The following is a 26,239-nucleotide window of genomic DNA, read 5'->3' on the forward strand; positions in this document are numbered from 1 at the left end:
GGGCCCCATGAAGAAGAAGCTGCTCGTCGCCGGAATCCTGCTCGCGCTGGTCGATACCGCCCACGCCGCCACGTTCGAGATCACCGCCGGACAAACCTCCAACACCGCACAGACCCTCGCCGCGGGCCAGACGGGCACCATCGACGCCACCGGCACGCTGTCGATCGGCGGCAGCACGGCGGTCGCCGTCACCGTGACCGGCAGCAGCACGATCACCAACAACGGCAGCCTGATCGATACGACCACCGGCCGCGCCATCCGCGACAACACCGGCAACCTCACGCTCACCGTCACCAACGGTGTGGGCGCGTTGATGCAGACGGCGGACAACGACGTCATCCAGATGAACAAGGCGAGCAGCAGCGTCGTGTTCTACAACTACGGCAAGTTGGTTTCGTCCAATGCGTCACTCGGTGGCGCCCAGGCGATCGACTTCAATGCGATCACCACCGGTAGCAATAAGCTGTACAACTACGCCAGCGGTGAAATCGACGCGTACGAAGCGGACGCCGTGCGTCCCGGCGTCAACGGCTTTGTCTACAACGACGGCCTGATCAAATCGACCAACGCAGCGGGCAGCACCGACGGCAGCGATGGCATCGATGCGCAGAGCAATAGCGGCATCACCATCGTCAATGCCACCACCGGTTCGGCCAGCGTGGCCGGCACCGGCACCATCGAAGGCGCGCGCCACGGCATTACCGGCGGCAACACGGATGTGACCACCAGCGGCGCGTACACCTTGTCGGTGACCAACAACCTCGGCGGCACCATCCAGGGCGACAACGGCTCGGGCATCAATATCGACGGCTTCAACGCCAACGAAGTGGTGACCGTGGTCAACCACGGCACGATCACCGGCAACGGCGTGAATGGCGACGGCGACGGTGTCGACGTGGATGGCCTGGTCAACATCACCAACACCGGCACGATCAAGTCGCTGCATGCGTACAACGACACCAGCGAAGGCGTGACCGTGGGCGGCGGCACCATCGTCAACTCCGGCACCATCGAAGGCGACAACTCGGCGACCAATGGCGACGGCACCGTCAACACCGGCACGGGCCGCGGCATCACCCTGGCCGGCCTGGACAAGGACCCGACCACCGACGCGTCGATTCCCACCCAGGGCATCTATGGGAATACCAGCGTCACCAATAGCGGACTGATCCGCGGCCAGAGCGACTCCGCCATCGCCGTGACCGGCGCTGCCAACGCCTTCACCGTCACCATCACCAACCTTGCCGGCGGCACGCTGGAAGGCGGCGGCACGGCAGCGGCGGTTTACACCGGCGGCAACAACGCCACCGTGATCAACTACGGCACCATCACGGCCGACAGCAGCAACCTGGCGGTGGATCTGGGCAGCGGCAACAGCAGCCTGCAGATCCTGGGCGGCTCGGCAGTGATCAACGGCAATATCAATGGCGGCACCGGCAGCAGCACGCTGACCATTGCGCCCGGCGCCGGCAACAGCTTCAGCTATGCCGGTTCCATCGCGAACTTTGCCAGCGTGATGATCGGCGCCGGCACCACCACGCTCAACGGCGCCAGTACGTACAGCGGCAACACCACGGTCAGCGGCGGCACCCTGGTGCTGGGCAACAGCAGCGCGATCGGCACCGGCACGCTGGTGGCCGCGGCGCCGACGCTGGTCTATCGCAACGGCATCAACCTCGCCAATGCGATCAGCCTGCAAGGTGCAACGACGCTCGATGTGGATGGAAGCGATGCGGCCACGCAGTCGGGCGTCATTGGTGGCAGCTTCGGCATTAACAAGACCGGCAGCGGCACGCTCACCCTCACCGGCGCGAACAGCTACAGCGGCGGCACCACCATCAGTGGCGGCACGCTGCTGGGCAGTACCGCCAGCCTGCAGGGCAATATCACCAACAACGCGGCGCTGGTGTTCGACCAGGCCAGCGACGGCATCTACAACGGCGTGCTGAGCGGCACGGGCTCGTTCACCAAGAGCGGCAGCGGCATGCTGGTGCTCGACGGCAAGAACAGTTTTGCCGGCACCACCACGGTGCAGGCCGGCACGCTGGAAGTTGGCGATGCGAGCAATGCGTCTGCGACGCTGGGCGGCAATGTGCAGGTGGCCGCGGGCGGTACCCTGCGCGGTCACGGCACCATCGTGGGCAATGTCACCAACAACGGCATGCTGCAGCCGGGTGGCTCGATCGGCACCCTCACCATCAACGGCAATTACACGCAGGCTGCCAACGGCGCGCTGGTGATCGATGCGGCGCCCACCGGCCAGGCCGACCTGCTCACCGTCAACGGCAAGGCCAGCATCGCCGGCAGCACGGTGGTGCTGGGTACGACGGGCAACTGGGCTCCGCGCACCGACTACACCATCCTCACCGCCACGCAGGGCATCACTGGGCAGTTTGCTTCGGCCAGCAGCAATCTCGCCTTCCTCACGCCCACGCTGGCCTATGGCGCCAACAGCGTGACGCTGTCGCTGGAGCGCAACGACGTAAGCTTCGCCGGTGTCGCACAGACGCCGAACGAACGCGCCACGGCCACGGCGGTCGAAGCGCTGGGCTGGAATAGCGCCCTGTACAACGCCGTGGTGATGGCTGACGCAGCAACGGCGCGCCATGCGTATGACCAGCTCTCCGGCGAGATCTACGCCAGCACACGCACCGCATTGATGGACGATAGCCGCTACGTGCGCGACGCGATCAACGATCACCTGCTTGGCCTCAACAACAGCGCCACCGGAACCAGTGCCACCAACGACAACGGCGTATCCGCCTGGACCGCCGGTTGGGGCCATTGGGGCAATCACGATGGCGACGGCAATGCCTCGCGCCTGCAAGCGAACGGCAGCGGCCTGCTGGTCGGTGCGGACATGTTGCTGGGTTCGCAGGCACGCATCGGTGCGGTGGCGGGTTTTGGCCAGAACAGCGCGAATGTCGATGCCTTGGGTTCGTCGTCGCACACCACCGGCACGCACCTGGGTGTATACGGCGGTTTGCATGCCGACGCCTTCCAGTTGCAGGGCGCGGTGGCGTATAGCTGGCAGACGGTGGACAGCCATCGCTCGGTGGCCTTCGACACCTTCAACGAACGCTACAACAGCGAGTACGACGGCAACACCGGGCAGGCCTATATCGACGCGAGCTACGCGTTCGGCACGCCGGCCGCGACGTTCTCGCCCTTCCTCAATGTGGCCTATGTGCGTCTGCACACGGATGCCGCCAGCGAAGGCGATGGCGCCGCGGCGCTGGACGCGAATGCGCAGACCGATTCGTCCACCTATGCCACGCTCGGCCTGCGCAGCGCGTTTGCGCTGGATGCCAGCGGCGGCCTGCGTGCGCACTTCAGCCTGGGTTGGCAGCACGCCTGGGGTGACACTGCCACCAGCAGCGCGTTGCGCTTTGCCAACGGCAACCTGGCCTACACCGTCGATGGCGTGCCGGTGGCTCGCAATGCGGCAGCCTTCACCGGCGGGCTGAGCTTCGCCTTGTCGCGTAACGTCACGGTGGATGCCAGCTACAACGGCCAGTTCGCCAGCCGGGCGAACGACCAGGCGGCCCGCATGAGCCTGACCTGGATGTTCTAAGCCACGCCGCACCGGGCCGTCTCAGGGATTGAGACGGCCTGCGGGTGCAATGCCATCCCCCGATGGAGCGCACCGATGAACGCCTTGCCTAACCCCATGGCCCAACGCGCGGTGCGCGGCGACGGTGCGCTGGCTGCACCCGTTTCCGGCGGCGACCAGCTCGCCCGGCGGCTTGCCAAACGTTACGGCGACCGCATCACCGGCTCGTTCGTCCTCCCGGGACGGGAGGGTCAATTCGCTCCGCTACCCGGCGACATGCCGCCAGCACTTGCCCAGGCGCTGCGAGCACGCGGTATCCATCAGCTCTATGCGCATCAAGCCCAGGCATGGAATGCCACCGCTGCGGGCGAGCATGTAGTGATTGCCACGCCCACCGCCTCGGGCAAATCGCTGTGCTACACCTTGCCGGTGATCAGCGCAGCGATCCGCCAGCGCGCCAAGGCGTTGTTCCTGTTTCCCACCAAGGCCCTGGCGCAGGATCAGGTGGCGGAGCTGCTGGAACTCAACCAGGCCGGCGACCTCGGCGTCAAAGCCTTCACCTTCGACGGCGACACGCCGGGCGATGCGCGCCAGGCGATCCGCCTGCATGGCGACATCGTGGTGAGCAATCCGGACATGCTGCATCAGGCGATCCTGCCGCATCACACCAAGTGGGCGCAGTTCTTCGAGAACCTGCGCTACATCGTGATCGATGAGGTGCATACCTATCGCGGCGTATTCGGCTCGCACGTGGCCAACGTGCTGCGCCGCCTGCAGCGCGTGTGTGCTTTCTACGGGGTGACGCCGCAGTTCATCCTGTGCTCGGCGACCATCGGCAATCCAGCGGAGCATGCGAGCGCGCTGATCGAACAACCAGTCACCGCGATTACCGAAAGCGGTGCTCCGGTGGGCGAGAAACATGTGCTGCTGTGGAACCCGCCGGTGGTCAATGCGGATCTGGGCCTGCGTGCCTCGGCGCGCTCGCAATCCAACCGCATTGCGCGCACAGCGATCCGGGCGGGACTGAAGACGCTGGTGTTCGCGCAGTCGCGGCTGATGGTGGAAGTGCTCACCAAGTATTTGAAGGACGTGTTCGACAGCGATCCGCGCAAGGCGCCGCGCATTCGCGCTTATCGCGGCGGCTATCTGCCCACCGAACGTCGCGCGGCGGAGCGTGAGATGCGGGCGGGACAGGTGGATGGCATCGTCAGCACCTCAGCGCTGGAACTGGGCGTGGATATCGGTGCGCTCGACGTGGTGGTGCTCAACGGCTATCCCGGCAGCGTCGCCGCCACCTGGCAGCGTTTCGGTCGCGCGGGTCGACGCCAGCAGGCCTCGCTCGGTGTGCTTGTCGCCAGCAGCGATCCGCTTGACCAGTATCTGGTGCGTCATCCGGAATTCTTCCAGGACGCCACGCCGGAACATGCGCGCATCGCCGCCGACCAGCCGCTGATCCTGCTCGATCACATCCGCTGCGCCGCCTTCGAGCTGCCCTTCCGCGACGGCGAGCTGTTCGGCCCGCAGGACGCCACGCCATGGCTGCAGGTGCTTGCCGAAGAAGGCGTGCTGCATCAGGAAGGCGAGCGCTTCGAATGGATCGCCGATAGTTACCCCGCCAACGCGGTGTCCTTGCGTTCGGTGGCCGACGGCAACTTCGTGGTGGTGGATCGTACCGATGGTCGCCAGACCATCGTGGCGGAGGTGGACTTCAGCGCGGCCTCGCTCACCTTGTACGAGGGCGCCATCCATATGATCCAGTCGGTGCCCTACCAGGTGGAGCGGCTGGACTGGAACGGCCGCAAGGCCTTCGTCACGCGTACCAACGTGGACTACTACACCGACGCCATCGACTACACCAAGCTCAAAGTGCTGGAGGCATTCGATGGCTCGCCGGCCGGCAATGGCAGTGCGCATCACGGCGAAGTGCATGTAGCGCGCCGCGTGGCGGGCTACAAGAAGATCCGCTATTACACCCACGAAAATATCGGCTACGGCCCGGTGAACCTGCCCGACCTTGAACTGCATACCACCGCCGTGTGGTGGCAGTTGCCGCAACGCGCGCTGGAACAGGCGTTCGATCATCGCCAGGAGGCGCTCGACGGTTTCCTAGCGGCGGCGCATGCCTTGCATATCGTGGCGACGGTGGCGGTGACGGCCGAAGCGCGCGACCTGCAGAAGGCCGTGGGTAGCGGCGACGGTGCGTGGTTCGCCACGCCGGACGCCAACGGTCGCGCGCAGCTTCGCTCGGGCTTCGGCGAGGGCGAGCCATCGATGAGCGGCCCCTTCGTGCCCACGCTGTATCTCTACGACGCCTTTCCTGGTGGCGTGGGACTCAGCGCACCGTTGTATGAGCGACGCGAAGATCTGGTGCGCCTCGCGCGCGAACTGGTGCGTCGTTGCGATTGCCGCGGCGGCTGTCCTGCCTGCGTTGGCCCGGTGCTGGCCGCGGACGAACAGAACGAGCGTTCGCTGAAATCGCTCGCTACGCGTGTGCTCGACCTGATCGTCGCCCTATGAGCGCGCTGGCCGATAAATTGCGCGGCCTGCGTCGCCAGGCCGGCGTGGTGCCGCCCGCACCCGCCGCCGTGGCTGTGCCGGCGAAGCCGCGTCCCGCGTTGCCGGACAACATCGCGCAGCTGCTCGGCATCCGCCAGCGCACGCAAGGCGCGGCCGCCACGCCACGACGCAAGGCAAGCATCGAACCCTCGTCGCTACCCGGGCAGACCATCGCACCCGGCCTGCAGCTGTGCGAAACGAGCAGCGCGTGGCCGCCCGAACCGCCTGCCTTCCATGCCGCGTTTGCGCGCGTCGACGAAGAGATCGCCGCGGAACGACTGGTGCTGTTCGACACGGAAACCACTGGACTGGCCGGCGGCACCGGCACACGCGCCTTCATGATCGGCGTGGGCGACTGGCATGAAGGCCGCTTTCGCGAACGCCAGCTGCTGATCACCACGCTGGCCGGCGAAGCGGCCATGCTCGATTGCTTCGCGTCGTGGCTGCGTCCGGATGCGGTGCTGGTGAGCTACAACGGCAAGTCGTACGACTCGCCCTTGCTCAAGACGCGCTTTCGCCTGCACCACCGTGCGTGTCCGCTCGAAGGATTGGCGCATATCGACCTGCTCCACCCCGTGCGGCGCCGCTGGCGCGGTGCCTGGGAGAACTGCCGCCTGGCCACCGCCGAGCGACAACTGCTGCAGGTCGTGCGCGAGGACGACCTGCCCGGCTCCGAAGCGCCGGCCGCGTGGCTGGGCTATTTGCGCGGCGGTTCGGCGCAGGCGCTGCATCGCGTGGCGCGGCACAACAGCCAGGATCTGCGCAGCCTGGGCGGCATCCTTCACCGCTTCGCGACACCCGACGAGGCAAACACGCAGGCATGAGGGGCGCGGTCGGCGGATCGACATGCTAGGTTTTCCCCGCGGGCTGCCAGCGGGCCCGGTGCGCCACACATCGTGATCCCACCGCAAGCCTGCCCCGGGGAGCTGCGAGCATGCTGAGAGATTTCACCCAGACCGCCCTGCTGCTCATCACGGGCCTGTTCCCGATCATCAACCCGATCGGCTCGGCCTTCATCGTGTTGAGCATGGTGCCCAACACTACGGCTGCCGAACGCACCGAACTGGCCTGGCGCGTCACCACCAACAGCTTCGCCATCCTGCTGGTGTCGCTGCTGATGGGCGCCTACGTGCTCACCTTCTTCGGCATTTCCATTCCGGTGCTGCGCGTGGCGGGCGGCATGATCATCGCGGTGGCGGGCTGGAACCTGCTGCAAAAGCCCGACGATGACGATGCCGCCAACGAGAAGGCGCAGGAAGTGAACCCCGGCTCGCGCAGCGGATCGCTGGCCGCCAAGACCTTCTACCCGCTGACCCTGCCCTTGATGGTGGGTCCGGGCTCCATCTCGGTGGCCATCGCGCTTGGTACCAGCTCGCCGAAGGATGGCTTGTCGGCCGTCCACTTCCTCGGCGTCGCCGCTGCGCTGGTGGTCTTATGCGCCAGCATCTACATCTGCATGCGCTTCGCCGACACGCTGGAGCGATGGCTGGGCTCCGGCGGCACCAAGATCGTGATGCGCCTGTTTGCGCTGGTCACCTTCTGCATCGGCATGCAGCTGTTGTGGGTGGGGTTGTCGGACCTGCTGGCATCGGTGAAGTGGCGCTAGCGTTGCGCAAGCACCTTATAGCGACGTGGTCAGGCGAGTCAGCCAATCCGGGCTGACCGAAAGCACCAGTGCTTCGAAGCGGCGGTCCAGGCCGCTGATCACCAGCACGCCGATCACCACGAAGCAGGCACCCAGCAGCGATTTGGCCACGCTGCCCGCCGACATCAGTGAGCCGCGCATGCGTGTCATGGCGGCGCCTGACACCGTGCTCAGCGCCAGCAGTGGCAGTCCGGCGCCGAGGCCAAACACCAGCATCAACAGCGCGATCTGCACCAGATGCGTGCCCTGTGCCGCCAGCGTGGTCGCCGCACCCAGGGTCGGCCCCACGCAAGGACTCCACACCAGTCCCAGCAGCAAGCCGATCAGGAACTGGCTGAAGCCGCCTTCGCCACGCACCGAACCCAGCGCCTGCTGACTTCGGTTGCCCAGCTGCGCGGTGATACGCGCAAACGTACGCTGCAGCGGCGGCAACAGCATCACCAGGCCGAACACCACCATCAGCACCGCGGCCGCAACGCGCAAGGTGCCAGCCTCCAGGCCGATCGAAGCACCGAGCGTGGCGAGCAGGGTTCCGGTCAACGCGAACGAAAGACTCAAGCCCAATGCCAGCGCCGCGACGCCCCACCGATGCCGGGACAGCGCCGATGCGATCAGGATCGGCAGGATGGGGAGCACACACGGCGACAACAGCGTCGCCATGCCGGCCAGGAAACCCAGCACATAAGTGCCCAGACCAAAATCCATCAGAGCGCCTGCTCAAGCACCGCGCGAATGGCAGGCTCTGTCGTCTGGCCAGTGGAGCGCGTTACCTCGTGGCCCTGCTTGAAAACCACGAACGTCGATTGCTGCGTGACTTTGAGCGATTTCTCCAGCGCCGTTTCCTTGTCAAAGTCCGCTACGTAGATGGTCACATCCTTTAGCCGTGGTTCCTTTGACAGGCGATCCACGATGGGTTGCTGCGCGCGACAGGTCGGACACCAGTCGGCGTGCAGGTACACCACGACGGGCTTGCCCGCGGCCAGCGTCCGCACATAGGACGCCTGGTCGAAAGGCACTTCAGCGGCGGCTGTGGTGCCGGCCAGCGCCAGCAACAGCGTGCCGAACATCCATCGGTGAAACTTGGTTTTCATGATCACGAAGACTCCTGTGCCCCACCGTCAGTCGATGACAGGGATGGCCATGCGCGCTGACGGTGTCGCCTCGGATGCGGTGCGAATTCCCAGCGCCCGCGCCAGCAGCGTGTCGAGGCTGGCCTTGCCCGGGCCGCTGATCAGCAGCCAGAAGAAGATCAGGCTGTAGACGATCTCGTCGGCTTCCACGAAGTCATCCAGGCCCGTGAGGTTGGCCGATACGACCAGCACCACGGCCACCGCCATGTTGATGAGCATGGGGATGCACACCAGGCGGGTGAACAGGCCGAGCATGATCAGCAGGCCGCCGAGCAATTCCGTCCACGCGGACAGTCCCGCGCTGAACGCCGGGAAGGGAATGCCCCAGCCGACGAAGCGCTGGGTGAAGCCATCGAGGTTGTGCACCTTGGCGATGCCGGTTTCCAGCCAGAAGTAACCGAATACCACGCGCACCACCAAGGGCCCGAGCCATTCGATGCGCTGTAGCCATGCGAGCAGTTGCGTTGCCTTGTCGGCGAGGTAGGGGCGCATGACGTCAGCTTCCGGGGATTGAGGTGCGGGCATCATGCGAAGCGCTGGCGATCGCCGCCATGGCTGGTCGTCCATGCTTTCTTGCCCGCCGTCCGGTCCTGCGCGACACCTCCATCGCCGGACGATCGGGCACAAAAGGGAGACGCGTGGGGACAGCGCGCGGCTGGCCGTCTGTCGAGAATGCTGAAGTCGGCAGTGCTTGGCCATGGTGTCCGGGCCCGACGTTGTCCATCCAAGCCGCCAGCAAGCGGCCGTCCACCTGTCAGGAGTGTTTCCATGAAGACCAACAAGCTCAACGGCGCCGCCATGGCGATGATGGTTGCCGGCCTGTTCGCCGTCACCACGATGTCCGCTTCGGCGGCCGAGAAGACCGACGGCAGCAAGTCGGCCGATACCGCCAGCGTGAAGTGCATGAACTCGTCGTCCTGCAAGGGCCATGGCGCCTGCAAGCAGGCCAGCAATGCCTGCAAGGGCCAGAACGCCTGCAAGGGCCAGGGCTTCACCATGCAGAAGAGCCAGCAGGAATGTGACGCCGCCCAGGCAGCCGCCAAGGCCTCCTGAGCTTGATCGCGGGGCTTTCGGCCCGCTCGAAAGCCCCGCGCTTTTTATCGCGAGAAACGCCATGCCCACTTCCCGCCAGCTGCCTTATCTGGGCTTCGGTCTCGGCCTGCGCGTCGATCACTACGAAACGCTGATCGACGAACCGTCCAACGTCCAGTGGCTGGAGATCGTTTCGGAAAACTATCTGGTTCCCGGAGGCCGGCCGCTGCGCTGGCTGGAGCGTTTTTGCGAGCGTTTCCCGCTGGTGATGCACGGCGTGTCGATGTCCATCGGCGGCACCGATCCACTCGACATGGCTTATCTCGACCAGCTTGCGGCCTTGGCGCGACACGTCGAACCTGCCTGGATCTCCGATCATCTGTGCTGGACCGGCGTGCACGGGGTCAACCTGCACGACCTGATGCCGCTGCCATACACCGAGGAAGCGCTGGTGCATGTGGTGGACCGCGTGCGCCGCGTGCAGGACAAGCTGGGGCGGCGCATCCTGCTGGAGAACGTGTCGAGCTACATCAGCTTTGCGCAGTCGCAGTTGACCGAGTGGGAGTTTCTCGCCGCCGTCGCCGAGCGTGCCGATTGCCTCATCCTGCTCGACATCAACAATGTGCACGTGAGCGCGCACAACCATGGGTTTGCCGCGCTGGACTATCTCGACGGCCTGCCGCCTGCACGCGTGCAGCAATTCCATCTGGCCGGCCACGAGCACGGCGGCGAGTTGTTGATCGACACGCATGATGCACCCGTGGTCGATGCCGTGTGGGATCTCTACGTGGAGGCCGTGCGGCGCTTCGGTCGCGTGTCGACCATGATCGAGCGCGACGACCACATTCCTCCGCTCGCCGAGCTGCTGGTGGAACTCGACCATGCCAGGTCGCTGGCCGACGCGCTGATGCAGGAAGCCGCGTGAGCGATCTGCGCGCCCTGCAGCTGCAACTGGCCGATGCGATGCTGGCGGGCGGCACGCCCTTGCCCGGCTCGTTGCGCGGTGACGACAGGGCCGACGAGTCGAGCCGGCTCGCCATCTACCAGCATGGCTATCGCATGCGTCTGCGCGAGGCGCTGGCAACGGAGTTTCCCGGTCTGGCCCTGCTGTCCGGGCGACGCTTCGCCGGGCTGCTGGACGACTACGTGGCCGCGCATCCCTCCACGCACTTCAATATTCGCTGGCATGGCGCAGGCCTCGCCGGGTTTCTCACCCGCACGGCGCCATGGCGTGACCGGCCCGAACTGGCCGAGATGGCGCGACTGGACTGGGGCATTTCCACCGCGTTCGACGCAGCCGACCATGGCACGGTCAGCGCCGCCGAACTGGCGGGCATCGCGCCCGAGGGATGGGCGGCATTGCGGCTGCATCCTCTGCCGCACGCGCATCTGCTGCGCAGTACCTGCAATATCGATGCGTTCCGGCGTGCGGCCGACCGGGGCGAGCCTCGTCCGGCGTTGCGGCGTTGGCGCCGGCCACGTCATCTGCTGGTATGGCGGCCGGCGCTGGACGTGCGCTACCGGCAGGTTGAAACGCGCGAATTGCCTGCACTGCTCGGCGCCCTCCATGGCGACACCTTTGCGCAACTGTGCGAACGCCTCGCCCAGCGTCATGGCGATTCAGACCTGCCCCGCATGGCCGCCCTGCTGGCGCAGTGGCTGGGCGATGGGCTGATCGGACAGCTGGCCCTGCCAGGAGGATCAGCCCTCTAAGCGGTCATCCAATCGGCGATGTAACCGGCAGCCTACCGGCGGCGAAGTCCTTGATGAGACCCGCCGGAAGGAACCCCATGTCCATCGAACCGAATCCGTCGCTACCCGCCGGCCCGCGCCCGCGACTGGTGGAACCGGCGTTGGAGTCCCTGCTCAACCGGTCGATGCTGCAGGTGCAGGTGGTCGCCGAGCTGCATCGTTGCGGTTCGTGGTTTGCGGATGCACCGCGCTATGAGTGCGGCTTGTTCCATCTGGTGGGCACCGGCCGCTGCCAGGTGGAAAGCGAGGAACTCGGCGGCGCGGTGACGCTTGAAACCGGCGACCTGGTGATCTTTCCGCACGGTGCGCCGCATCGGCTCAGCGGCATCGGCGGTGACGGGGACGGGGACGGGGACGGGGACGGGGACGACATGCTGCAGACCAGCCTGATCTGCGGCGAGTTCCGCTTCACCGGCAGTTCCCAGCATCCGCTCAATCTGGCCTTGCCCGCCTGCATGGTCATCCATGCCGCCGACGCCAGCGCTCCGTTCCGACAGCTGGCTTCGACCATGGCGCAGGTGGTGCACGCCGACTGCGCCGGCCGCCTTGTGCTGCTCAACAAGCTGGCCGATGCGTTGTTCACGCTGGCGATCTGCGATTACTCCCGCACCACGGAAGAACGCCAGGGCCTGTTTGCCTCACTGGCCGATCCGCGTATTTCCCGCGTGCTGCAGGCCGTACACGACCATCCCGGCAAGGCCTGGACCATGCAATCGATGGCCGCCCTGGCCTGCATGTCCCGTTCCGCGTTTGCCGAGCGCTTCACCCAGCTGATGCGGCAGCCGCCGATCCAATATGTCACGCAGTGGCGCGTCAGCGTGGCCGAGCAGTTGTTGCGCGACCGCCAGCAATCGGTGGCGGGCATCGCCCAGCAATTGGGCTATAGCAGCGAAGCGGCCTTTCGCCGCCTGTTCAAGCGTGTGAGCGGCCGATGTCCCGGCCGTGTGCGCGGCGAAGGCGTGCACGCTGCTGCGTTGAATTGAGTGCGACTCAGCGCGAGGGCGGCATGCACTTGCGCCCAGAACATCGAATGGGGGTTCACTGGTTTCTCGCATGCCTCGGCCGGCTTGAAGTCCTGCATGGCGAGTCTGTAGAACGCCAGCAGCACGGTCTTGGGGTCTTTGCCGGCATCCGCCGCGGACAGCGGGCGGACGACCAGCAGGCACAGCAGCAAGGACAGCCAACGCTTCATCGCAGTTCCCCTATCGATGGAACGGTCAGGTCGCGCTTAGCCGTACGCTCGGTGGCAAGGCCGCGCCGTCCGGACCGGACCGCATCGCGGCGTCTGTATGGCACGGCGTAGCGCGTGCGCTGTGGAGGCCACGCGCACTGGCACGCCATCGCAACCTGTGTAGACTCCCCCGGACCACCCGTGTCTCCGACCATGTCGCGCCGGGTCGCCGTTCCGGCGCGTGACAACAGAGCGTTTCCCTCGCTGCGAGGTACCTCCATGTTGATGCGTTGCGTTGTGTTTGTCGGGCTGTTTGCACTGGCCGCTTCTTCGCTGGCCGGCACCGCGACCTCACCTGCTGCACCGGCCGCGGGCGCGGCGGTGAAGGCCGATGCTCCCAAGAGCACATCGTCCGGCACGCAATTCATGCTGCCCTCCGACTGGACGCTGCACGCCAGCGGCAACAAGCTGACGCTCAATCCGCCCGAGGCCGGTTCGCAGGCCGTGCTGGTGGACGTGAAGGCCGGCACTCCCGATGACGCCGTGGCGCAAGCGTGGAAGGCCTATGCCCCCGCCAAGACCTGGCCGCTGCAGGTGGCGACCGATGTATCCCCGCGCGACAACTGGGACCAGATCCGCATCTACAACTACGAGACCTCCGCCAACGACAAGCGCGGCGTCACCGCCATCGCCTACCGTCATGGCGACCAGTACACCGTGCTGATCTACGACGTGGCCAATGCGGTGGGCGAAAAGCGCGCCTCGCAACTGCGCGCGATCTCCGACCGCCTGTTGCCCAAGGGCTACCAGCGCGAGAGTTTCGCCGGCAGGCAGGCGCATCCGCTCGATGCGGCGCGCATCGAAACGCTCAAGAGTTTCGTGGACGATGCACGCAAGGCGTACGACGTGCCGGGCGTCGCCATCGGCCTGATCGATCACGGCAAGGTGGTGTTCGCCGGCGGCCTGGGCGTGCGCGAGATCAACAAGCCCGAGCCGATCGACGCCGACACGCTGTTCATGATCGCCTCCAATACCAAGGCGCTGACCACGCTGATGCTGGCGCGCGAGGTCGATCAAAAGAAATTCACCTGGAACACGCCCGTGGTGCAAGTGATGCCCAGCTTCAGGCTGGGCGACGCGGCAACCACCAGGCAAGTGCTGATCAAGCACCTGATCTGCGCCTGCACCGGCATGCCGCGGCAGGACATGGAATGGCTGCTCAACAGTCGCGACGCCACGCCGGAGACAGTCTTGCGGGCATTGTCGGGCATGCAGCCCACCAGCAAGTTCGGCGAGCTGTTCCAGTACTCCAACCTGATGGCGGCAGCGGCCGGTTATATCGGCGGCCATGTGCTGTATCCGGATATGGAGCTGGGCGCGGCCTACGACCTGGCGATGCAGAAGCAGGTGTTCGATCCGCTCGGCATGAAGATCACCACCTTCGACTACGACCGCGCCCTGCTCGGCGACCACGCCACGCCACACGGCATGGATGTGGACGGCCATACGGCGGTGGCCGGCATGGGCATCAATGATTCCATCCGCGCGGCGCGTCCCGCCGGTGCGGCGTGGAGCGCGGTGAGCGACATGCTGCGCTATGTGCAGATGGAGCTGGCCAACGGCATACTGCCGGACGGCAAACGCTACGTATCAAAAGAAGCCTTGCTGGAACGCCGCAAGCCGAACGTGGCGCTCGGCACCACGGCCACCTATGGCATGGGCCTGATGGTGGATCACACCTGGGGCGTCCCGGTGGTGCATCACGGTGGCGACCTGGCCGGTTTTCATTCGGACATGCTGTGGTTGCCCGAGCAGGGCGTGGGTGCGGTGATCCTCACCAATGCCGACGCCGGCGTGTTCATACGCGGACCGTTCCAGCGCCGGCTGCTCGAAGTGCTGTTTGACGGCAAGCCGCTGGCGCAGGGTGACATCGATGCCGGCGTGAAGCGGCTGAAGGCGGAGATCGCCGCCCAGCGCAAGCGCCTGACCGTGCCCGCCGATCCCGCCCAGGCAGCCAAGCTGGCGGACCGTTATCGCAACCCGGCCGTGGGCAGCATCCAGGTGGATCGCAGCGGCAAGAACCTGGTCTTCAACTTCGGCGCGTGGCATAGCGATGTGGCGTCACGCAAGAACGACGACGGCTCGCTGTCGTTCGTGACCATTTCGCCGGGATCCGATGGTTTCGAATTCGTCGTCTCCGGCACGGCGGACAATCGCAAGCTGGTCCTGCGCGACGACCAGCATGAATACGTCTACGACGAGGTGAAGTAAGCCATGAACGCTTTGCATCGCAACGGGCTGCGCCTGGTATTGGGCGCGGCAGTCTCCGTGGCTGGCGCCACGGCGCTGGCCGATACGCTGAACGTGCCGGAGATCCCGGTGGACGGGACATTGCAGCGCAACTACCAATGCCAGGCTGGCAAGTCGCTCAAGGTGACGTACTACAACAGCCATGGCGGCCAGAGCTTTGCGCTGCTGTTGGTGAAGGACAAGCCCATGTTGTTTGTCGACACCATGGCCGGCTCCGGCGTGAAATACGTGGCCGGTCCGTATACGTGGTGGACCAAGGGCAACAACGGCGACCTGTACGACATGACCGCCGGCCCGAACGCAGCGCCCATCGTTGCCGGCTGCACGTCGTCGTCCAGCAAATAGACGACAGTCTCCTCACCTCGCTGAACCGGGGAGCGCGTCTCCTTCAGCACCATGAACGAACTTGCTGCGTCGCATGATGACAGCGGCAAATTCTCTCGCTCATGCTCCCCCTCCACGCAGAAACCTACCGCCCAAAGTCTGACCGCAAGAAATTGCCGGTCATGTCCAAGTGCGTTTCAGCGTGCTGCACCGGGGGGTGCAGTCATCGAATCACGTCATGGGGAAGGGAATGAACGGTCGCCGCTCGCAGGTTTTCGTCGCAAGTTTCATCGGGGCCAAGCGCCCACTCACCGTTGCATGTGCCGCTGCCCTGATCGCCTTGGCGGCTGCGCAACCGGTGTTTGCGCAACAGGCACAGGATCCATCCAGCACGCCGCAGAGCACCCAGCCGACGCCGGCTACGAAGCCTGCAAAGACCGACCAGAACGCGCTGCCCAAATCGGAAGACCGAGCCGCCACGCTCGATGCGATCACCGTCACCGGCATCGCGGGCAGCATCGAGAATTCAATCAAGGCCAAGATGAACTCGGACAACATCATCGAGGCCATCTCCGCCGAAGACATCGGCAAGCTGCCCGATGCGAGCATCGCCGAAAGCCTGGCGCGCCTGCCCGGCCTCGCTACGCAACGCGTGGATGGTCGTGCCAACCAGATTTCCATCCGCGGCCTGGCGCCCGACTTTGCCGGCACCACCTTGAACGGCCGCGAGCAGGCCACCATCGGCGAAAACCGCGGCGTCGAATACGATCAATACCCTGCGGAACTCATCAGCGGCGCGGCGGTGTACAAGACGCCTGATGCGAGCCTGATCGGCCAGGGCCTGTCCGGCACGGTGGACCTGCACACGCTCAAGCCGCTGGACTTGTCCACCCGTACCATCGTGGCCAACCTGCGCGGCGAGTACACCACCAACGGCAAGAACAACCCGGGCTCGGATGTGGGCGATCTTGGCCATCGCGCCAGCTTCTCCTACGTCGACCAGTTTCTGGATCACACGCTGGGCCTGGCCATCGGCTTCGCCCAACTCGATTCGCCGATCCAGGAAAAGCAGTACCAGGCGTGGTGGTGGAGCCTCAACAACGGCCCGGGCAGCATCGAAGGCGCCTGGGGCGGACCACATTCGCCGGGCCTGCCCGACGGCGTGCTCTCGCAGGAAGGCATGCAGCTGCGCGCGCAGTCGGAGAACCAGTTGCGCAACGGCCTGATGGCCGTGCTCGAGTGGGCGCCGAACGACTGGTACCACTCGACGCTGGACACCTACTACTCCACCTTCAACGAAAAGAAGACCACCAACGGCGTGCAGTGGGCGAGCGGCCCCTATGACAACGCCGGCCCCGCCGTGTACAGCAATGTGGGCGTGGTGCCGTCGCAACCCTATCCGGTCGTCACGACTGGCACGATGGATGGCATCCGGCCGATCCTGCAGAACGAGTACACCAAGGAACACGACAAGCTGTTCTCGGTGGGCTGGAACAACCAGTTCGAATTCGGCGGCGGTTGGCAGGGCGTGGCGGATCTGTCCTATTCCAGCGCGAAGAAAGACCTGCACGACGCCTACCTGTTCACCGGCATTCCTGGCCAGGGCACCACCAGCGTGCAGTTCGCCACGCCGCTCAACTACGGCTTTCCGAACTTCAACGCGGGCGTGAACCTGGCCGATCCATCGGGCATCCAGTTCACCGACCCCGATGGCTACGGCTACAACGGCCGCCAGGAGTTCGACCACCAGAACGATGTGATCAAGGCGATCCGCCTGCAGGTCTCCCATCCGGTGGGCTGGATCTTCAGCACCGTGGATGTGGGCGTGAACTACTCCGACCGCAAGAAGACCAAGTCGGCGGACGTGCAATTCGCGTGGCTCAACGGCAACGGTTCGACCGGCAGCACCTACCAGCCGGGCTACTCGGTACCGGTCAATCCGGCCTTCCTGTACGGACCCACCTCGATCAATTACGGCGGCATCGGGCCGATCCTCAACTACAACGTGCTGGCGGCGCTGAACAGCCAGTTCTATCTCACCGACGGCAACGGCCAGGGCGACTGGGCGCGCAACTACAGCGTCGAGGAGAAAGTGCCGGTCGCCTACGTGAAGTTCAATATCGACACGATGCTGGGCAACGTGCCGCTGCGCGGCAATATGGGCGTCCAGTTTGTACACACCGACCAGTCGTCGACAGCGCTGCAGACCAACGGCAACACCCTGGTGGGCAATATCAGCGGCGGCACCACGTACAACAACGTGTTGCCCAGCCTGAACCTGGCGGCTGAGATCGCCGACCAGCAATACCTGCGTTTCGGTTTCGCCAAGACCATGACGCGCGGACGCATCGATGATGAGAAGGTCGCCACCTCGGCCGGCGTGTATCAGGTCACCGATGGCCCCGCGGCCGGCCAGGTGCTGTGGACGGGCAGCGGCGGCAATCCGGAGCTCAAGCCTTATGTCGCGGTGGGCACGGACTTGTCGTGGGAGAAGTATTTCGGCAAGTCCAGCTACGTCGCCGTCGCGGTGTTCAACAAGAATCTGTTGAACTACATCTACAACCAGACGGTGCTCAACTACGACTTCTCCAAGTACGTCAACAACGATCCGACCCTGGTGCCGACCAGCAACATCGGCTCGTTCACCACGCCGGAAAACGGCACGGGCGGCCGCATGGAAGGCCTGGAACTGTCCGGTGCGCTCGAAGGCGCGCTGATCGCCCGTCCGCTCGACGGCTTCGGCATGCAGGCCAATTTCTCGCTGACCAACAGCACCGTGCCGGTGAGTTCGGTGTCCTCGATTCCGGGCGCGCCGTCCACCCTGCCCGGCCTCTCGCGCAAGGTGGCGAACCTGGCGTTCTACTACGAGAAATACGGCTGGTCGGTGCGCATCTCCGAACGCTATCGCTCCTCCTTCACCGGCGAAGCGATCGCCCTGTTCGACCAGCTGGGCTATCAGCAAGTGCTCGCCGACAAGCAGACCGATTTCCAGGCCGGCTACAACTTCACCGATGGCTCATGGAACGGCCTGTCGGTGCTGCTGCAGGTCTACAACCTCACCAACTCGGCGTACAAGACCGCGCAGATTTCCGCGCTGCCCAATGGCGTGTCGATCGGACGTCCGCTCGACTACAACACCTGGGGCCGCACGGTGATGTTCGGCATCAACTACAAGCTCTGATCGGGTTACGACCCGCCTCGCCTTAACGCCCCAGGGAAGCGGCATGAAGGAAATTGGCGGATGGATCGGGTGGGCGCTGGCCATCGTTAGCACGATGGCCAGCGCCCATTGTTCGCCCACCATGGCTCCGTAGCCTTCACACTGTGGGAGCGCACCCTGTGCGCGACTGCCCCACGAGACCAGGGATGGCTATGCTGGGACGAGCACTTCAACGGAGAACACCCGTGCGCGAGCTATACCCCGAGATCGAGCCCTACCGCACCCATCGCCTGCGCGTGGATGACATCCACGAATTGCACGTCGAGGAATGCGGCAATCCCGATGGCCTGCCGGTGGTGTTCCTGCACGGCGGCCCGGGGGCTGGTGTGTCGCCGTATCACCGCCGCTTCTTTGACCCGGCGCGCTACCGCATCGTGCTGTTTGACCAGCGCGGCGCCGGCAAGTCGACGCCGCATGCGGAATTGCGCGACAACACGACCGTGCATCTGGTCAGCGATATCGAAGCCATCCGCGAATTCTTCGGCATCGAACGCTGGGTCGTGTTCGGTGGCTCGTGGGGTTCCACGCTGGCGCTCGCTTATGCGCAGAAGCATCCCGAACGTGTGCTCGGGCTGGTGCTGCGCGGCATCTTCCTCGGCCGGCCCGGCGAGCTGCGCTGGTTCAACGAACTCGATGGCGGTGCGCGCTGGATCTTTCCCGAGCGATGGGAACGCTATCTCGCGCATATCCCCGAGGAGGAACGCCATGACATGGTGGAGGCGTACTGGCGACGCCTGGACAGCGACGACGAGGCCGTCCGCATCGCCGCGGCGATCGCGTGGGGCAATTGGGAGGGCGGCAGCACGACGCTGGTCCACGATCCCGACGAGCCCGGCAGTTTCGAGGACCCGCATGCCGCCGTGAGCGTGGCACGCGCGGAAGCACACTACTTCCGCCACCGCGTCTTCCTCGAGCCGGATCAGCTGCTGCGTGACGTGGACCGTGTGCGGCACATCCCCGCCACCATCGTGCATGGCCGCTACGACATCATCTGTCCGGTGAAGAGCGCCTGCGACCTCGCCAATGCATGGCCAGAGGCGGCATTCCATATCGTGCTGGCCGGTCATAGCGCGGCCGATCCCGCCATCGTGGATGTCCTGGTCAGCGCGACGGATGCCTTGGCCGATCGCTACGTGTGATGCCGGAGCAGCAGATCGCCACGCGTGCGCACAACGTGTGCCGCGTGGCCGATATCTCCCCCTTGTCACCGACGGGTGACTGGGGTTTGATGCAGTCATCTGGCGACGACGTCCCCCTTTGTTGCGTCGCCTGAACTCAGAAAGATAGACGCGATGCTGCGGCATTCGCGTGTCTGACCGGACCCAACGACTCCGGCCGGATGGATGTGCCTGGCTTCAGGGGTTGTCGAACTGCCACGCCAATGAGGGACTGACATGCGCGCACGCAAAGCTGGAAACACGCTGGGTTTTCTCGTCGCCGTTCTGATGTTGCTGGGAGGCGCTGTCCATGCTGCGCCATCGACTGATGCAAGCCAGGCTGCTCCCTCGCTGGAATTTGTCGCCTCGCCTTTTGCCGACTTCCTGTTCTATCTGCTGCATCGGGACAACGCGAACTTCCCCGACCTGCGAGCGTCCGTGCCGCTCGATGACGTCAAAGAGCTCAATACCGGTGCCTTTCTCCCCGCGTACGCGATGGTGTCGGATATCCGCAGCTACGCCGACCTGTATCGGCTCGCCTACACCTATGACAACAGCGCTGCACTGGTCGCAGCGTTGAAGCAGGGTGAGTCGCACTTCCCCGCGTTCATGGCCTACTGGCGGCGAAACGTGGAACCCAGGGAGCAGGAGACCATCGCTGCATGGAAGGCCGAAGAGGCGAAGGCCCGCAACGTCGAGCGGCTGGAAGGACTCACGCGCTTGCGCTTTCCCTATTCCACGGTGAAGGTCGCGGTGATCGCGCTCGGCCCGCTCGGTGGAAACATGCAGAATCCCCCGATCATGTTTGCCACCATGAAAGATGCGAGCCTGCCTGCGGTGGTGGGCTACGACGGCACCCACATGATGCTCAGCGGCCACGCTGACGACTGGAAGAAGCGCCACAAGGCATCGCAAGCCATCAACCTGATCTATGCGCACGGCGGCACGGCTTACGACATCGAGGAAGCACTATGCCTGCTCATGCAGGCCAAGCTTCCGGCGACCTATGGGACAGGCGCCGGGCAATCACCCGCCGATATCGGCGATACACCACGTCGCGTGCTGTTGCGCGCGATGGAGCGGGACTGGGACCGCTATCGCGCCGACCCGTCGATGAATGCGACGGACTTCGCCATCGACGAAACCATCCGCACGTTCGGTGCGACAGGCGTCGCCACACTGCCCTGAGCACGCTTGCGCATCGCCAACCGCCGGCTAAACGCAGGTTCTTCCGGCAAGGCCTGCGCAAGCGGGGGCGCTGAATAATGCGGCCACTTTCCTACCCGAGGGGGCCGCATGAAGTTGCTTTGCAAGCGCATGATGTTGACGACCAGCCTGGCCGTGTTGTTGCCGTTGGCTGCCCACGCCGATATGCCGGGTCGCCACCCTGCCTACCTGCACGCGCTGTCCGATCTGCGTGCGGCACGCTGGATGCTCTCGCATCGTCCGGGCGATGCTGCGGTGAGCAGCCAGGAAGATATCGCCATCTCGGAGATCGACCGCGCGATGGGCGAGATCAAGCACGCCGCCTATGACGACGGCAAGAACCTGGACGATCACCCGTCGGTCGACATGGGCACGGACCAGCCGGGCCGCCTGCATCAGGCTGCACAGCTGCTGGCCAAGGTGCACAACGATATCGATCGCGAAGAAGACGATCCGCAGTCGCGCGAACTCAAGCATCGCGCCCTGATGCACGTGGACCAGGCCCAGGCGGCCGTGGACCACGCGATCGGCGATATTCACTACGGGCGTTGAGCCGCCGCATGCCAGCGCTTCATCGAGGCGCTGGCGTGCTTGCATTGAGCGCGGAGGTCAGCGGCGCTACGCCACTGCGTTCTCGACACCCGCCCGTTCGCGAAACTCCTTGCACATCTGCTCCACCAGGGCGCGATGATCGGGCAGATCGTGCAAGGCCTGTGATGCGGCCACCTGGATATTGCGAAATTCCTGCCGCGCCTCGTCGACGCGCGGATACAGGTTGCGCATGGGCAACAGGTCCGTCTTGAATTCCATGCCATAGAGCACGTACTGCCAGCTGGAGACCAGGAACATCTCCAGGTCGCTGACAAAGTCCAGCCGATGCGGCGGCCGATGCTTCCACTGCGCCAGCTTGTCCTGCAGCGTGTCGGGAATGCTCACCGGATCGGCGTTGTCGATCCAGAACTTCGAGTCGCGACGCTGGCTTAGGCAATAGTGCATCTTGATGAAATCGATGATGCGGTCGTAGCGCGCGATCATCATCTCGTTGAAGTGGCGCGCGGCCTGCTCCATCGTGTCGGTATCGCTCGGCAGCAAATGCGTGAGCAGATAGGTCGCCAACTCGATCAGCGCAATGCCGGTGGATTCCAGCGGCTCCACAAAGCCGCCGGCAAGTCCCACCGCCACGCAGTTCTTGCGCCAGTGCTCCGGCCGATAGCCGGTTTCAAATTTGATATGGAAGGCCTTCAGGCCCTCTGCGACCGGACCAAGATAGTTCCGGAACACCGCCTCCGCTCGCTCCACGTCGGTGTGCCGCGAGGAATACACATAACCTGCGCCGCGCCGCTTCTGCAGGCCGATATCCCAGATCCAGCCCGCTTCTTGCGCGGTGGAAATCGTATACGACGGAATCGGCGAATCCGGCTGCGCATAAGGCACCTGGATGGCCACCGCGCGATCGGCGAACAGCACGTCGGCGCGGCTGCGGAACGGCGACTGCATGACGTTGCCGATCAACATGCCCTTGAGGCCGGTGCAATCCACGTAGAGGTCGGCGGTGAGTTCGCCCAGTTCCTTGGTCACCACGCGCGCAATGGCGCCGTGCTCGTCGAGCTCCGCGCGCTCTACCGTGGCCACATGGCGCTGCACGCCCAACGCTTCCTGGCCATGCTCGGCCAGCACGCGCGCGAAGCAGGCCGCATCGAAATGGAACGCGTGGTTCAACGGACCCTGGTAATCGGGGTCCTTGAGGCGCTTGGGGCCCTTGCCGTGATCGACCAGGGCGCTCTGCATCGATACCGCATCGGCGAACGGCACGCCTTCCGGCGCCACGCCGAGCAGCCAATACGGCAGCAGCTCCGGACCACCGGGACGCTGGCTCGGTGCATTGAAAGGATGGAAGAAATGATCCGCACCGGGCGTGCCCGGCGGGCGCACCCAATGGCGGTAGTGAATGCCTTGCTTGTACGTCGCCGTCGCGCCGACCAGGAAGCGACGCTCGTCCAGGCCGATGGCGGCAAGCGTGCCGCGAATGGAGGGAAACGTCGCCTCGCCCACGCCGAGCAGACCGATATCCGGCGATTCCACCAGATGCACCTGCACGCCATGGGGATCGACTGCATTCACCGCCTTGGCGAGATAGCACGCGGCCAGCCAGCCGGCGGTGCCACCGCCGACGATCAGCACTTTCTTCAGACGAGCCATGGGATCTCCCGGCTGGCGGGCAGGCCAGCGCGCTGCGGCAATGCATCCGCAGACGATAGTAAGAAAGAACTGCCGGGCCGCCCCACGCGGGCCCGGCAAAAAAGCCATTCAAGGGGAGAGGCGGCGATGCTCCCCGGAGCATCGCCTATAGAACGGCAAACCATCGGCGGCGCGTATGTCATGGGGCCGCCCCGAACTTCATCAGAACCACACGCCCAGCTGCACACCGTAGGTGCGCGGCGCCAGGTACTGCGATACGTACTGCAGCGAACCATCAGACATCAGGAAGCGACCGGCACTGGTGCGGACCTTTCCGTCGGAGATGTTCTGCACGTACGCGTTGACCCACCACTTGTCGCCCGGCTCGGTGTAGCGCAGCGAGAGGTCGCCGCGCGTATACGCCTTCTGCTGGTCGCCGGAGCCGAGGTTGAAGTAACTCAGCCACTGCGAGCTCTGGTACTGCGCGCTGACGCGCGGCGTGAGTCGACCGCCGTTGCCCAGATGGAAGTCATGCTCGTAGATCGCGGTGAGCGAGACATTGGGCGCGTGCGGCAGATCGTTGCCGGTGACGTTTGCGCAGTTGGCCAGGTTGGACGCCGGCGGACAGGCGGGCAGGCCCTGGTAATCGTTGCTGCCTGCGTAGACCAGCGTGCCGAGCTCCTTCTTCGGAATGGCCGAGAAGATCAGGTTGGCGCGATCGTCCTTGGTCTGGTACGCCAGCTCCGATTCGATGCCGAACACCTTGGTGCTGCCGCCCACGTTGGAGAAGCCCAGGCCATGGTTGCCGTCGGGATAGACAATGGGCGCGGACAGCTGGAAGTTCTTGAAGTCTTCGTAATAGACGGCCGAGTTCCAGGTCATGCGGCCATCGAGGAAGCTGAACTTGCTGCCGATCTCATAGTTGGTCAGCGTCTCGGGCTTGTACAGCGTGCCCGCGTCCTGCGTGCCGCCGGACTTGTAGCCGGTGGACACGCTGGCGTACAGCAGGCCGTTGGCGCCGACATCGGTATCCACGCGCACCAGCCAGGTCGGCTTGCTCTTGCTGTACTTGGCCGTGTTCCGCTGCGAAATGCTGAAGCCGTTGGACGGATCCGGATACACGCCCGGGGAGATCGGCAGCTGCGGCACATTGGGATCGTAGTTCCAGCCCCAGTTGATGCCGCCCTTGTTTTCCTTGTCGTCATGCGACCAGCGCGCACCACCGGTGAGGCGCCAGTGATCGGTCATGTGCCAGGTGGCCTGGCCGAACAAGGCGTACGACTCCACCGTTTCCTTCGGCTGGATGAAGGAGCCCTGCCAGTTCACGGAACCGTACTTGGTGCCGTTCATGATGGGGATGTCGAAGCGGATGTTGTTGTCTTCGTAGCCGTAGTACGCGCCCACGATCCAGTCCACGGTCTGCGGGCCGGTCGACTTCAGGTCCACTTCCTGGCTCCAGCTTTCGTAGTTGGAGTAGTTGGTGCGGTCGTCCTGGTACACGCCGTTGGTGGTGAAGCTGGTGGGCACGCTGACACCGACGTCCTGGTCGAAGTCGCTCTTGCCCGAGTAGCGGTTGTAGCCGGCGATGTAGCTCAGCTCCATGCCATCGTTGATGTTCCAGTCCATGCGGCTGCGCACCGTCTTGGACGTGCGGTCCAGGTACGGCGCCGTGTCGATCAGCGCGGACCAGAACTCCTGGCCCTGGCGCGGCGTCTGCATCAGGCTCAGATCCGGCGTGCCGCGATCGAGGAAGTACTCGTAGGAGAGGTTCCACTTGAACGTATCGCTGGGCTGCCACAAGGCACTCACGCGCGCGGCGGACTGATCCTGCGAGTTGTACTTCTTGCCGCCCTGCACGTACTGGCTGGGGTCGATCGGCTTGAAGTTGGCCAGCGTGCCGCCCGATGCGGGCGAGGCCAGATACGCCTGCTGCTGCTGCGCCACGCTGGGCAGCTCGGTGGACGGATTCTGGTAGTCGACGTAACCGTCGTGCTGCTCGTGCACCACCGCTACGCGCATGGCGAAGGTACTGCTGATCGGCAGATTGAATGCGCCGCGCGCGCCCAACTCGTTGAAGTTGCCCGCTTCCACCTGCGCATTGCCGTAGAAGCCCGCAGCGATATCGGGTTTGGCCGTCTGGAAGCTGATGGCGCCGGCGGTGGAGTTGCGACCCCACAGCGTGCCCTGCGGACCGCGCAGCACTTCCACGCCATCCATGTCCAGCAGCAGGCCGGAGGCAGCTTCCGCACGCGGCGCGTACACGCCGTCGACGAAGGTGGCGACTTCAGGATCGGCGTATTCGGTTTTCGCGCTGTCGTTGCCGATACCGCGCAAGGTCAGCGTGACCACGCCGTGGTCGCCCTGGCTGGTGCCCTGCAGGCCCGGCACCAGCTTGGTGAGATCCTGCACGGTCATGACGCGCTCTTTGTCGAGCGTGTCGGGCGTGATGGCGCTGACTGCGACGGGCGTTTTCTGCAGCAGCGTCTCGCTCTTGGTCGCGCTCACCGAAATCGCATCGAGCTGCTTCACCTTGCGCTCGCCCGGCGGCGTGGCGTTTTGCGAAGACGCGCTCTGCGGCGCTGCATCCTGATCCGCCGCCAGCACTGCGCCAGGCGCGAGTACCAGGGACATGGCGATGTACAACGCCGAATAGCGCAACTTCATTTGGCTTCCCCTCAATTCATTCGGATTGTTGTTCGTCACCGCCCTCGACGGCGACTGGTTTGATGTCATCCCCGATGACAGCGCTGTCATTTAGATTGATGACAGCGCTGTCATGCGGATCATAGACCGGTTCCCCGGCAGAAGCTTGACGCGCGGCAGCAAGTTAAAGATTCCCCCGGAACCCTTGCTGTAGCTCGTTTTCGCCTTTCAAGCGAACCGCCTTGATGCCGGTTTTGATGCAAGAGCAAATCGTCATTCAGCCATCCGTGGCGCGTTATCGCTGACACATCCCTTCCTTCAAACCCTTCTTGAGGCGGCCTGGGCTGACCTCGCAAACCTCT

Annotated in this window: 19 protein-coding genes; 14 read left to right on the forward strand and 5 right to left on the reverse strand. The window is 64.8% G+C overall.

What is annotated here, in order from left to right; all coding sequences use genetic code 11:
• The first annotated feature begins 7 nt into the window (after positions 1 to 7).
• The 4 genes from AC1DMG_RS01500 to AC1DMG_RS01515 all read left to right on the forward strand — a co-directional run bounded on the left by AC1DMG_RS01500 (position 8) and on the right by AC1DMG_RS01515 (position 7,715).
• A complete protein-coding gene (locus AC1DMG_RS01500) occupies positions 8 to 3,574 on the forward strand; it encodes an autotransporter domain-containing protein (protein WP_441602855.1) in 3,567 nt (1,188 codons plus the stop codon).
• A gap of 75 nt (positions 3,575 to 3,649) precedes the next feature.
• Positions 3,650 to 6,070 carry a DEAD/DEAH box helicase gene (locus AC1DMG_RS01505; protein ID WP_441602854.1) on the forward strand — a complete coding sequence of 807 codons (2,421 nt, stop codon included), beginning with the start codon at positions 3,650 to 3,652 and terminating at the stop codon, positions 6,068 to 6,070.
• Complete coding sequence (locus AC1DMG_RS01510; RefSeq protein WP_441602853.1) at positions 6,067 to 6,933, forward strand: ribonuclease H-like domain-containing protein; 867 nt, start codon at positions 6,067 to 6,069, stop codon at positions 6,931 to 6,933. Before AC1DMG_RS01505 ends, AC1DMG_RS01510 begins: the two co-directional genes overlap by 4 nt.
• A gap of 110 nt (positions 6,934 to 7,043) precedes the next feature.
• Positions 7,044 to 7,715, forward strand: a complete 672-nt coding sequence (locus AC1DMG_RS01515) for a MarC family protein (protein ID WP_441602852.1) — start codon at positions 7,044 to 7,046, stop codon at positions 7,713 to 7,715.
• 15 nt (positions 7,716 to 7,730) lie between these two features.
• On the opposite strand, the gene AC1DMG_RS01520 is transcribed toward AC1DMG_RS01515, so the two are convergent.
• The 3 genes from AC1DMG_RS01520 to AC1DMG_RS01530 are packed head-to-tail and all read right to left on the reverse strand — an operon-like array spanning position 7,731 to position 9,376.
• Positions 7,731 to 8,459 (reverse strand): cytochrome c biogenesis CcdA family protein, encoded by a 729-nt coding sequence (locus AC1DMG_RS01520; protein WP_441602851.1) that lies wholly within the window; start codon positions 8,457 to 8,459, stop codon positions 7,731 to 7,733.
• Positions 8,459 to 8,845 carry a thioredoxin family protein gene (locus tag AC1DMG_RS01525; protein WP_441602850.1) on the reverse strand — a complete coding sequence of 129 codons (387 nt, stop codon included), beginning with the start codon at positions 8,843 to 8,845 and terminating at the stop codon, positions 8,459 to 8,461. The genes AC1DMG_RS01520 and AC1DMG_RS01525 overlap by 1 nt, the downstream gene beginning before the upstream one ends.
• A gap of 27 nt (positions 8,846 to 8,872) precedes the next feature.
• Complete coding sequence (locus AC1DMG_RS01530; RefSeq protein WP_477178239.1) at positions 8,873 to 9,376, reverse strand: DoxX family protein; 504 nt, start codon at positions 9,374 to 9,376, stop codon at positions 8,873 to 8,875.
• A gap of 276 nt (positions 9,377 to 9,652) precedes the next feature.
• Between AC1DMG_RS01530 and bufA2 the strand changes: the two genes are divergently transcribed.
• The 10 genes from bufA2 to AC1DMG_RS01580 all read left to right on the forward strand — a co-directional run bounded on the left by bufA2 (position 9,653) and on the right by AC1DMG_RS01580 (position 21,608).
• Positions 9,653 to 9,937 carry a BufA2 family periplasmic bufferin-type metallophore gene (gene bufA2, locus AC1DMG_RS01535; RefSeq protein WP_441602848.1) on the forward strand — a complete coding sequence of 95 codons (285 nt, stop codon included), beginning with the start codon at positions 9,653 to 9,655 and terminating at the stop codon, positions 9,935 to 9,937.
• A 61-nt stretch (positions 9,938 to 9,998) separates the two neighbouring features.
• On the forward strand, positions 9,999 to 10,841 hold the full coding sequence (gene bufB / locus AC1DMG_RS01540) for an MNIO family bufferin maturase (protein ID WP_441602847.1): 843 nt from the start codon (positions 9,999 to 10,001) through the stop codon (positions 10,839 to 10,841).
• Complete coding sequence (locus AC1DMG_RS01545; protein WP_441602846.1) at positions 10,838 to 11,629, forward strand: HvfC/BufC family peptide modification chaperone; 792 nt, start codon at positions 10,838 to 10,840, stop codon at positions 11,627 to 11,629. The genes bufB and AC1DMG_RS01545 overlap by 4 nt, the downstream gene beginning before the upstream one ends.
• A gap of 77 nt (positions 11,630 to 11,706) precedes the next feature.
• The gene (locus tag AC1DMG_RS01550) at positions 11,707 to 12,651 is read left to right on the forward strand and encodes an AraC family transcriptional regulator (protein ID WP_441602845.1); all 945 of its coding nucleotides are present in this window, start codon (positions 11,707 to 11,709) and stop codon (positions 12,649 to 12,651) included.
• Positions 12,652 to 13,118: 467 nt separating this feature from the next.
• Positions 13,119 to 15,110, forward strand: coding sequence for a serine hydrolase domain-containing protein (locus AC1DMG_RS01555; protein WP_441611437.1), 1,992 nt, complete (start codon positions 13,119 to 13,121; stop codon positions 15,108 to 15,110).
• A gap of 3 nt (positions 15,111 to 15,113) precedes the next feature.
• Positions 15,114 to 15,494, forward strand: coding sequence for an MliC family protein (locus AC1DMG_RS01560; protein WP_441602843.1), 381 nt, complete (start codon positions 15,114 to 15,116; stop codon positions 15,492 to 15,494).
• A 229-nt stretch (positions 15,495 to 15,723) separates the two neighbouring features.
• The gene (locus AC1DMG_RS01565) at positions 15,724 to 18,654 is read left to right on the forward strand and encodes a TonB-dependent receptor (RefSeq protein WP_441602842.1); all 2,931 of its coding nucleotides are present in this window, start codon (positions 15,724 to 15,726) and stop codon (positions 18,652 to 18,654) included.
• A gap of 224 nt (positions 18,655 to 18,878) precedes the next feature.
• Entirely contained in the window at positions 18,879 to 19,832 is a 954-nt protein-coding gene (pip, locus tag AC1DMG_RS01570) for a prolyl aminopeptidase (RefSeq protein ID WP_441602841.1), read from the forward strand.
• Positions 19,833 to 20,087: 255 nt separating this feature from the next.
• Positions 20,088 to 21,038: a hypothetical protein gene (locus tag AC1DMG_RS01575; RefSeq protein ID WP_441602840.1), complete on the forward strand. Its 951-nt coding sequence runs from the start codon at positions 20,088 to 20,090 to the stop codon at positions 21,036 to 21,038.
• A 108-nt stretch (positions 21,039 to 21,146) separates the two neighbouring features.
• Positions 21,147 to 21,608, forward strand: coding sequence for a hypothetical protein (locus AC1DMG_RS01580; protein WP_441602839.1), 462 nt, complete (start codon positions 21,147 to 21,149; stop codon positions 21,606 to 21,608).
• Positions 21,609 to 21,674: 66 nt separating this feature from the next.
• On the opposite strand, the gene AC1DMG_RS01585 is transcribed toward AC1DMG_RS01580, so the two are convergent.
• Together AC1DMG_RS01585 and AC1DMG_RS01590 are read right to left on the reverse strand one after the other, a co-directional pair.
• Complete coding sequence (locus AC1DMG_RS01585) at positions 21,675 to 23,255, reverse strand: tryptophan halogenase family protein (protein WP_441602838.1); 1,581 nt, start codon at positions 23,253 to 23,255, stop codon at positions 21,675 to 21,677.
• A gap of 201 nt (positions 23,256 to 23,456) precedes the next feature.
• The gene (locus tag AC1DMG_RS01590; protein ID WP_441602837.1) at positions 23,457 to 25,898 is read right to left on the reverse strand and encodes a TonB-dependent receptor; all 2,442 of its coding nucleotides are present in this window, start codon (positions 25,896 to 25,898) and stop codon (positions 23,457 to 23,459) included.
• Positions 25,899 to 26,239 lie beyond the last annotated feature (341 nt).

This window comes from Dyella sp. 01N36, from assembly GCF_056399745.1.

What these genes read in the sequence shown, in the direction of transcription:
- AC1DMG_RS01575 (WP_441602840.1), top strand. Translation starts at nt 20,088, where the DNA reads ATGCGCGCACGCAAAGCTGGAAACACGCTGGGTTTTCTCGTCGCCGTT.
- AC1DMG_RS01520 (WP_441602851.1), bottom strand. Translation starts at nt 8,459, where the DNA reads ATGGATTTTGGTCTGGGCACTTATGTGCTGGGTTTCCTGGCCGGCATG.
- AC1DMG_RS01560 (WP_441602843.1), top strand. Translation starts at nt 15,114, where the DNA reads ATGAACGCTTTGCATCGCAACGGGCTGCGCCTGGTATTGGGCGCGGCA.
- AC1DMG_RS01585 (WP_441602838.1), bottom strand. Translation starts at nt 23,255, where the DNA reads ATGGCTCGTCTGAAGAAAGTGCTGATCGTCGGCGGTGGCACCGCCGGC.
- AC1DMG_RS01525 (WP_441602850.1), bottom strand. Translation starts at nt 8,845, where the DNA reads ATGAAAACCAAGTTTCACCGATGGATGTTCGGCACGCTGTTGCTGGCG.
- bufB (WP_441602847.1), top strand. Translation starts at nt 9,999, where the DNA reads ATGCCCACTTCCCGCCAGCTGCCTTATCTGGGCTTCGGTCTCGGCCTG.
- AC1DMG_RS01500 (WP_441602855.1), top strand. Translation starts at nt 8, where the DNA reads ATGAAGAAGAAGCTGCTCGTCGCCGGAATCCTGCTCGCGCTGGTCGAT.
- AC1DMG_RS01555 (WP_441611437.1), top strand. Translation starts at nt 13,119, where the DNA reads ATGTTGATGCGTTGCGTTGTGTTTGTCGGGCTGTTTGCACTGGCCGCT.
- AC1DMG_RS01505 (WP_441602854.1), top strand. Translation starts at nt 3,650, where the DNA reads ATGAACGCCTTGCCTAACCCCATGGCCCAACGCGCGGTGCGCGGCGAC.
- AC1DMG_RS01515 (WP_441602852.1), top strand. Translation starts at nt 7,044, where the DNA reads ATGCTGAGAGATTTCACCCAGACCGCCCTGCTGCTCATCACGGGCCTG.
- AC1DMG_RS01550 (WP_441602845.1), top strand. Translation starts at nt 11,707, where the DNA reads ATGTCCATCGAACCGAATCCGTCGCTACCCGCCGGCCCGCGCCCGCGA.
- AC1DMG_RS01565 (WP_441602842.1), top strand. Translation starts at nt 15,724, where the DNA reads ATGAACGGTCGCCGCTCGCAGGTTTTCGTCGCAAGTTTCATCGGGGCC.
- AC1DMG_RS01580 (WP_441602839.1), top strand. Translation starts at nt 21,147, where the DNA reads ATGAAGTTGCTTTGCAAGCGCATGATGTTGACGACCAGCCTGGCCGTG.
- AC1DMG_RS01530 (WP_477178239.1), bottom strand. Translation starts at nt 9,376, where the DNA reads ATGCGCCCCTACCTCGCCGACAAGGCAACGCAACTGCTCGCATGGCTA.
- AC1DMG_RS01590 (WP_441602837.1), bottom strand. Translation starts at nt 25,898, where the DNA reads ATGAAGTTGCGCTATTCGGCGTTGTACATCGCCATGTCCCTGGTACTC.
- bufA2 (WP_441602848.1), top strand. Translation starts at nt 9,653, where the DNA reads ATGAAGACCAACAAGCTCAACGGCGCCGCCATGGCGATGATGGTTGCC.
- AC1DMG_RS01510 (WP_441602853.1), top strand. Translation starts at nt 6,067, where the DNA reads ATGAGCGCGCTGGCCGATAAATTGCGCGGCCTGCGTCGCCAGGCCGGC.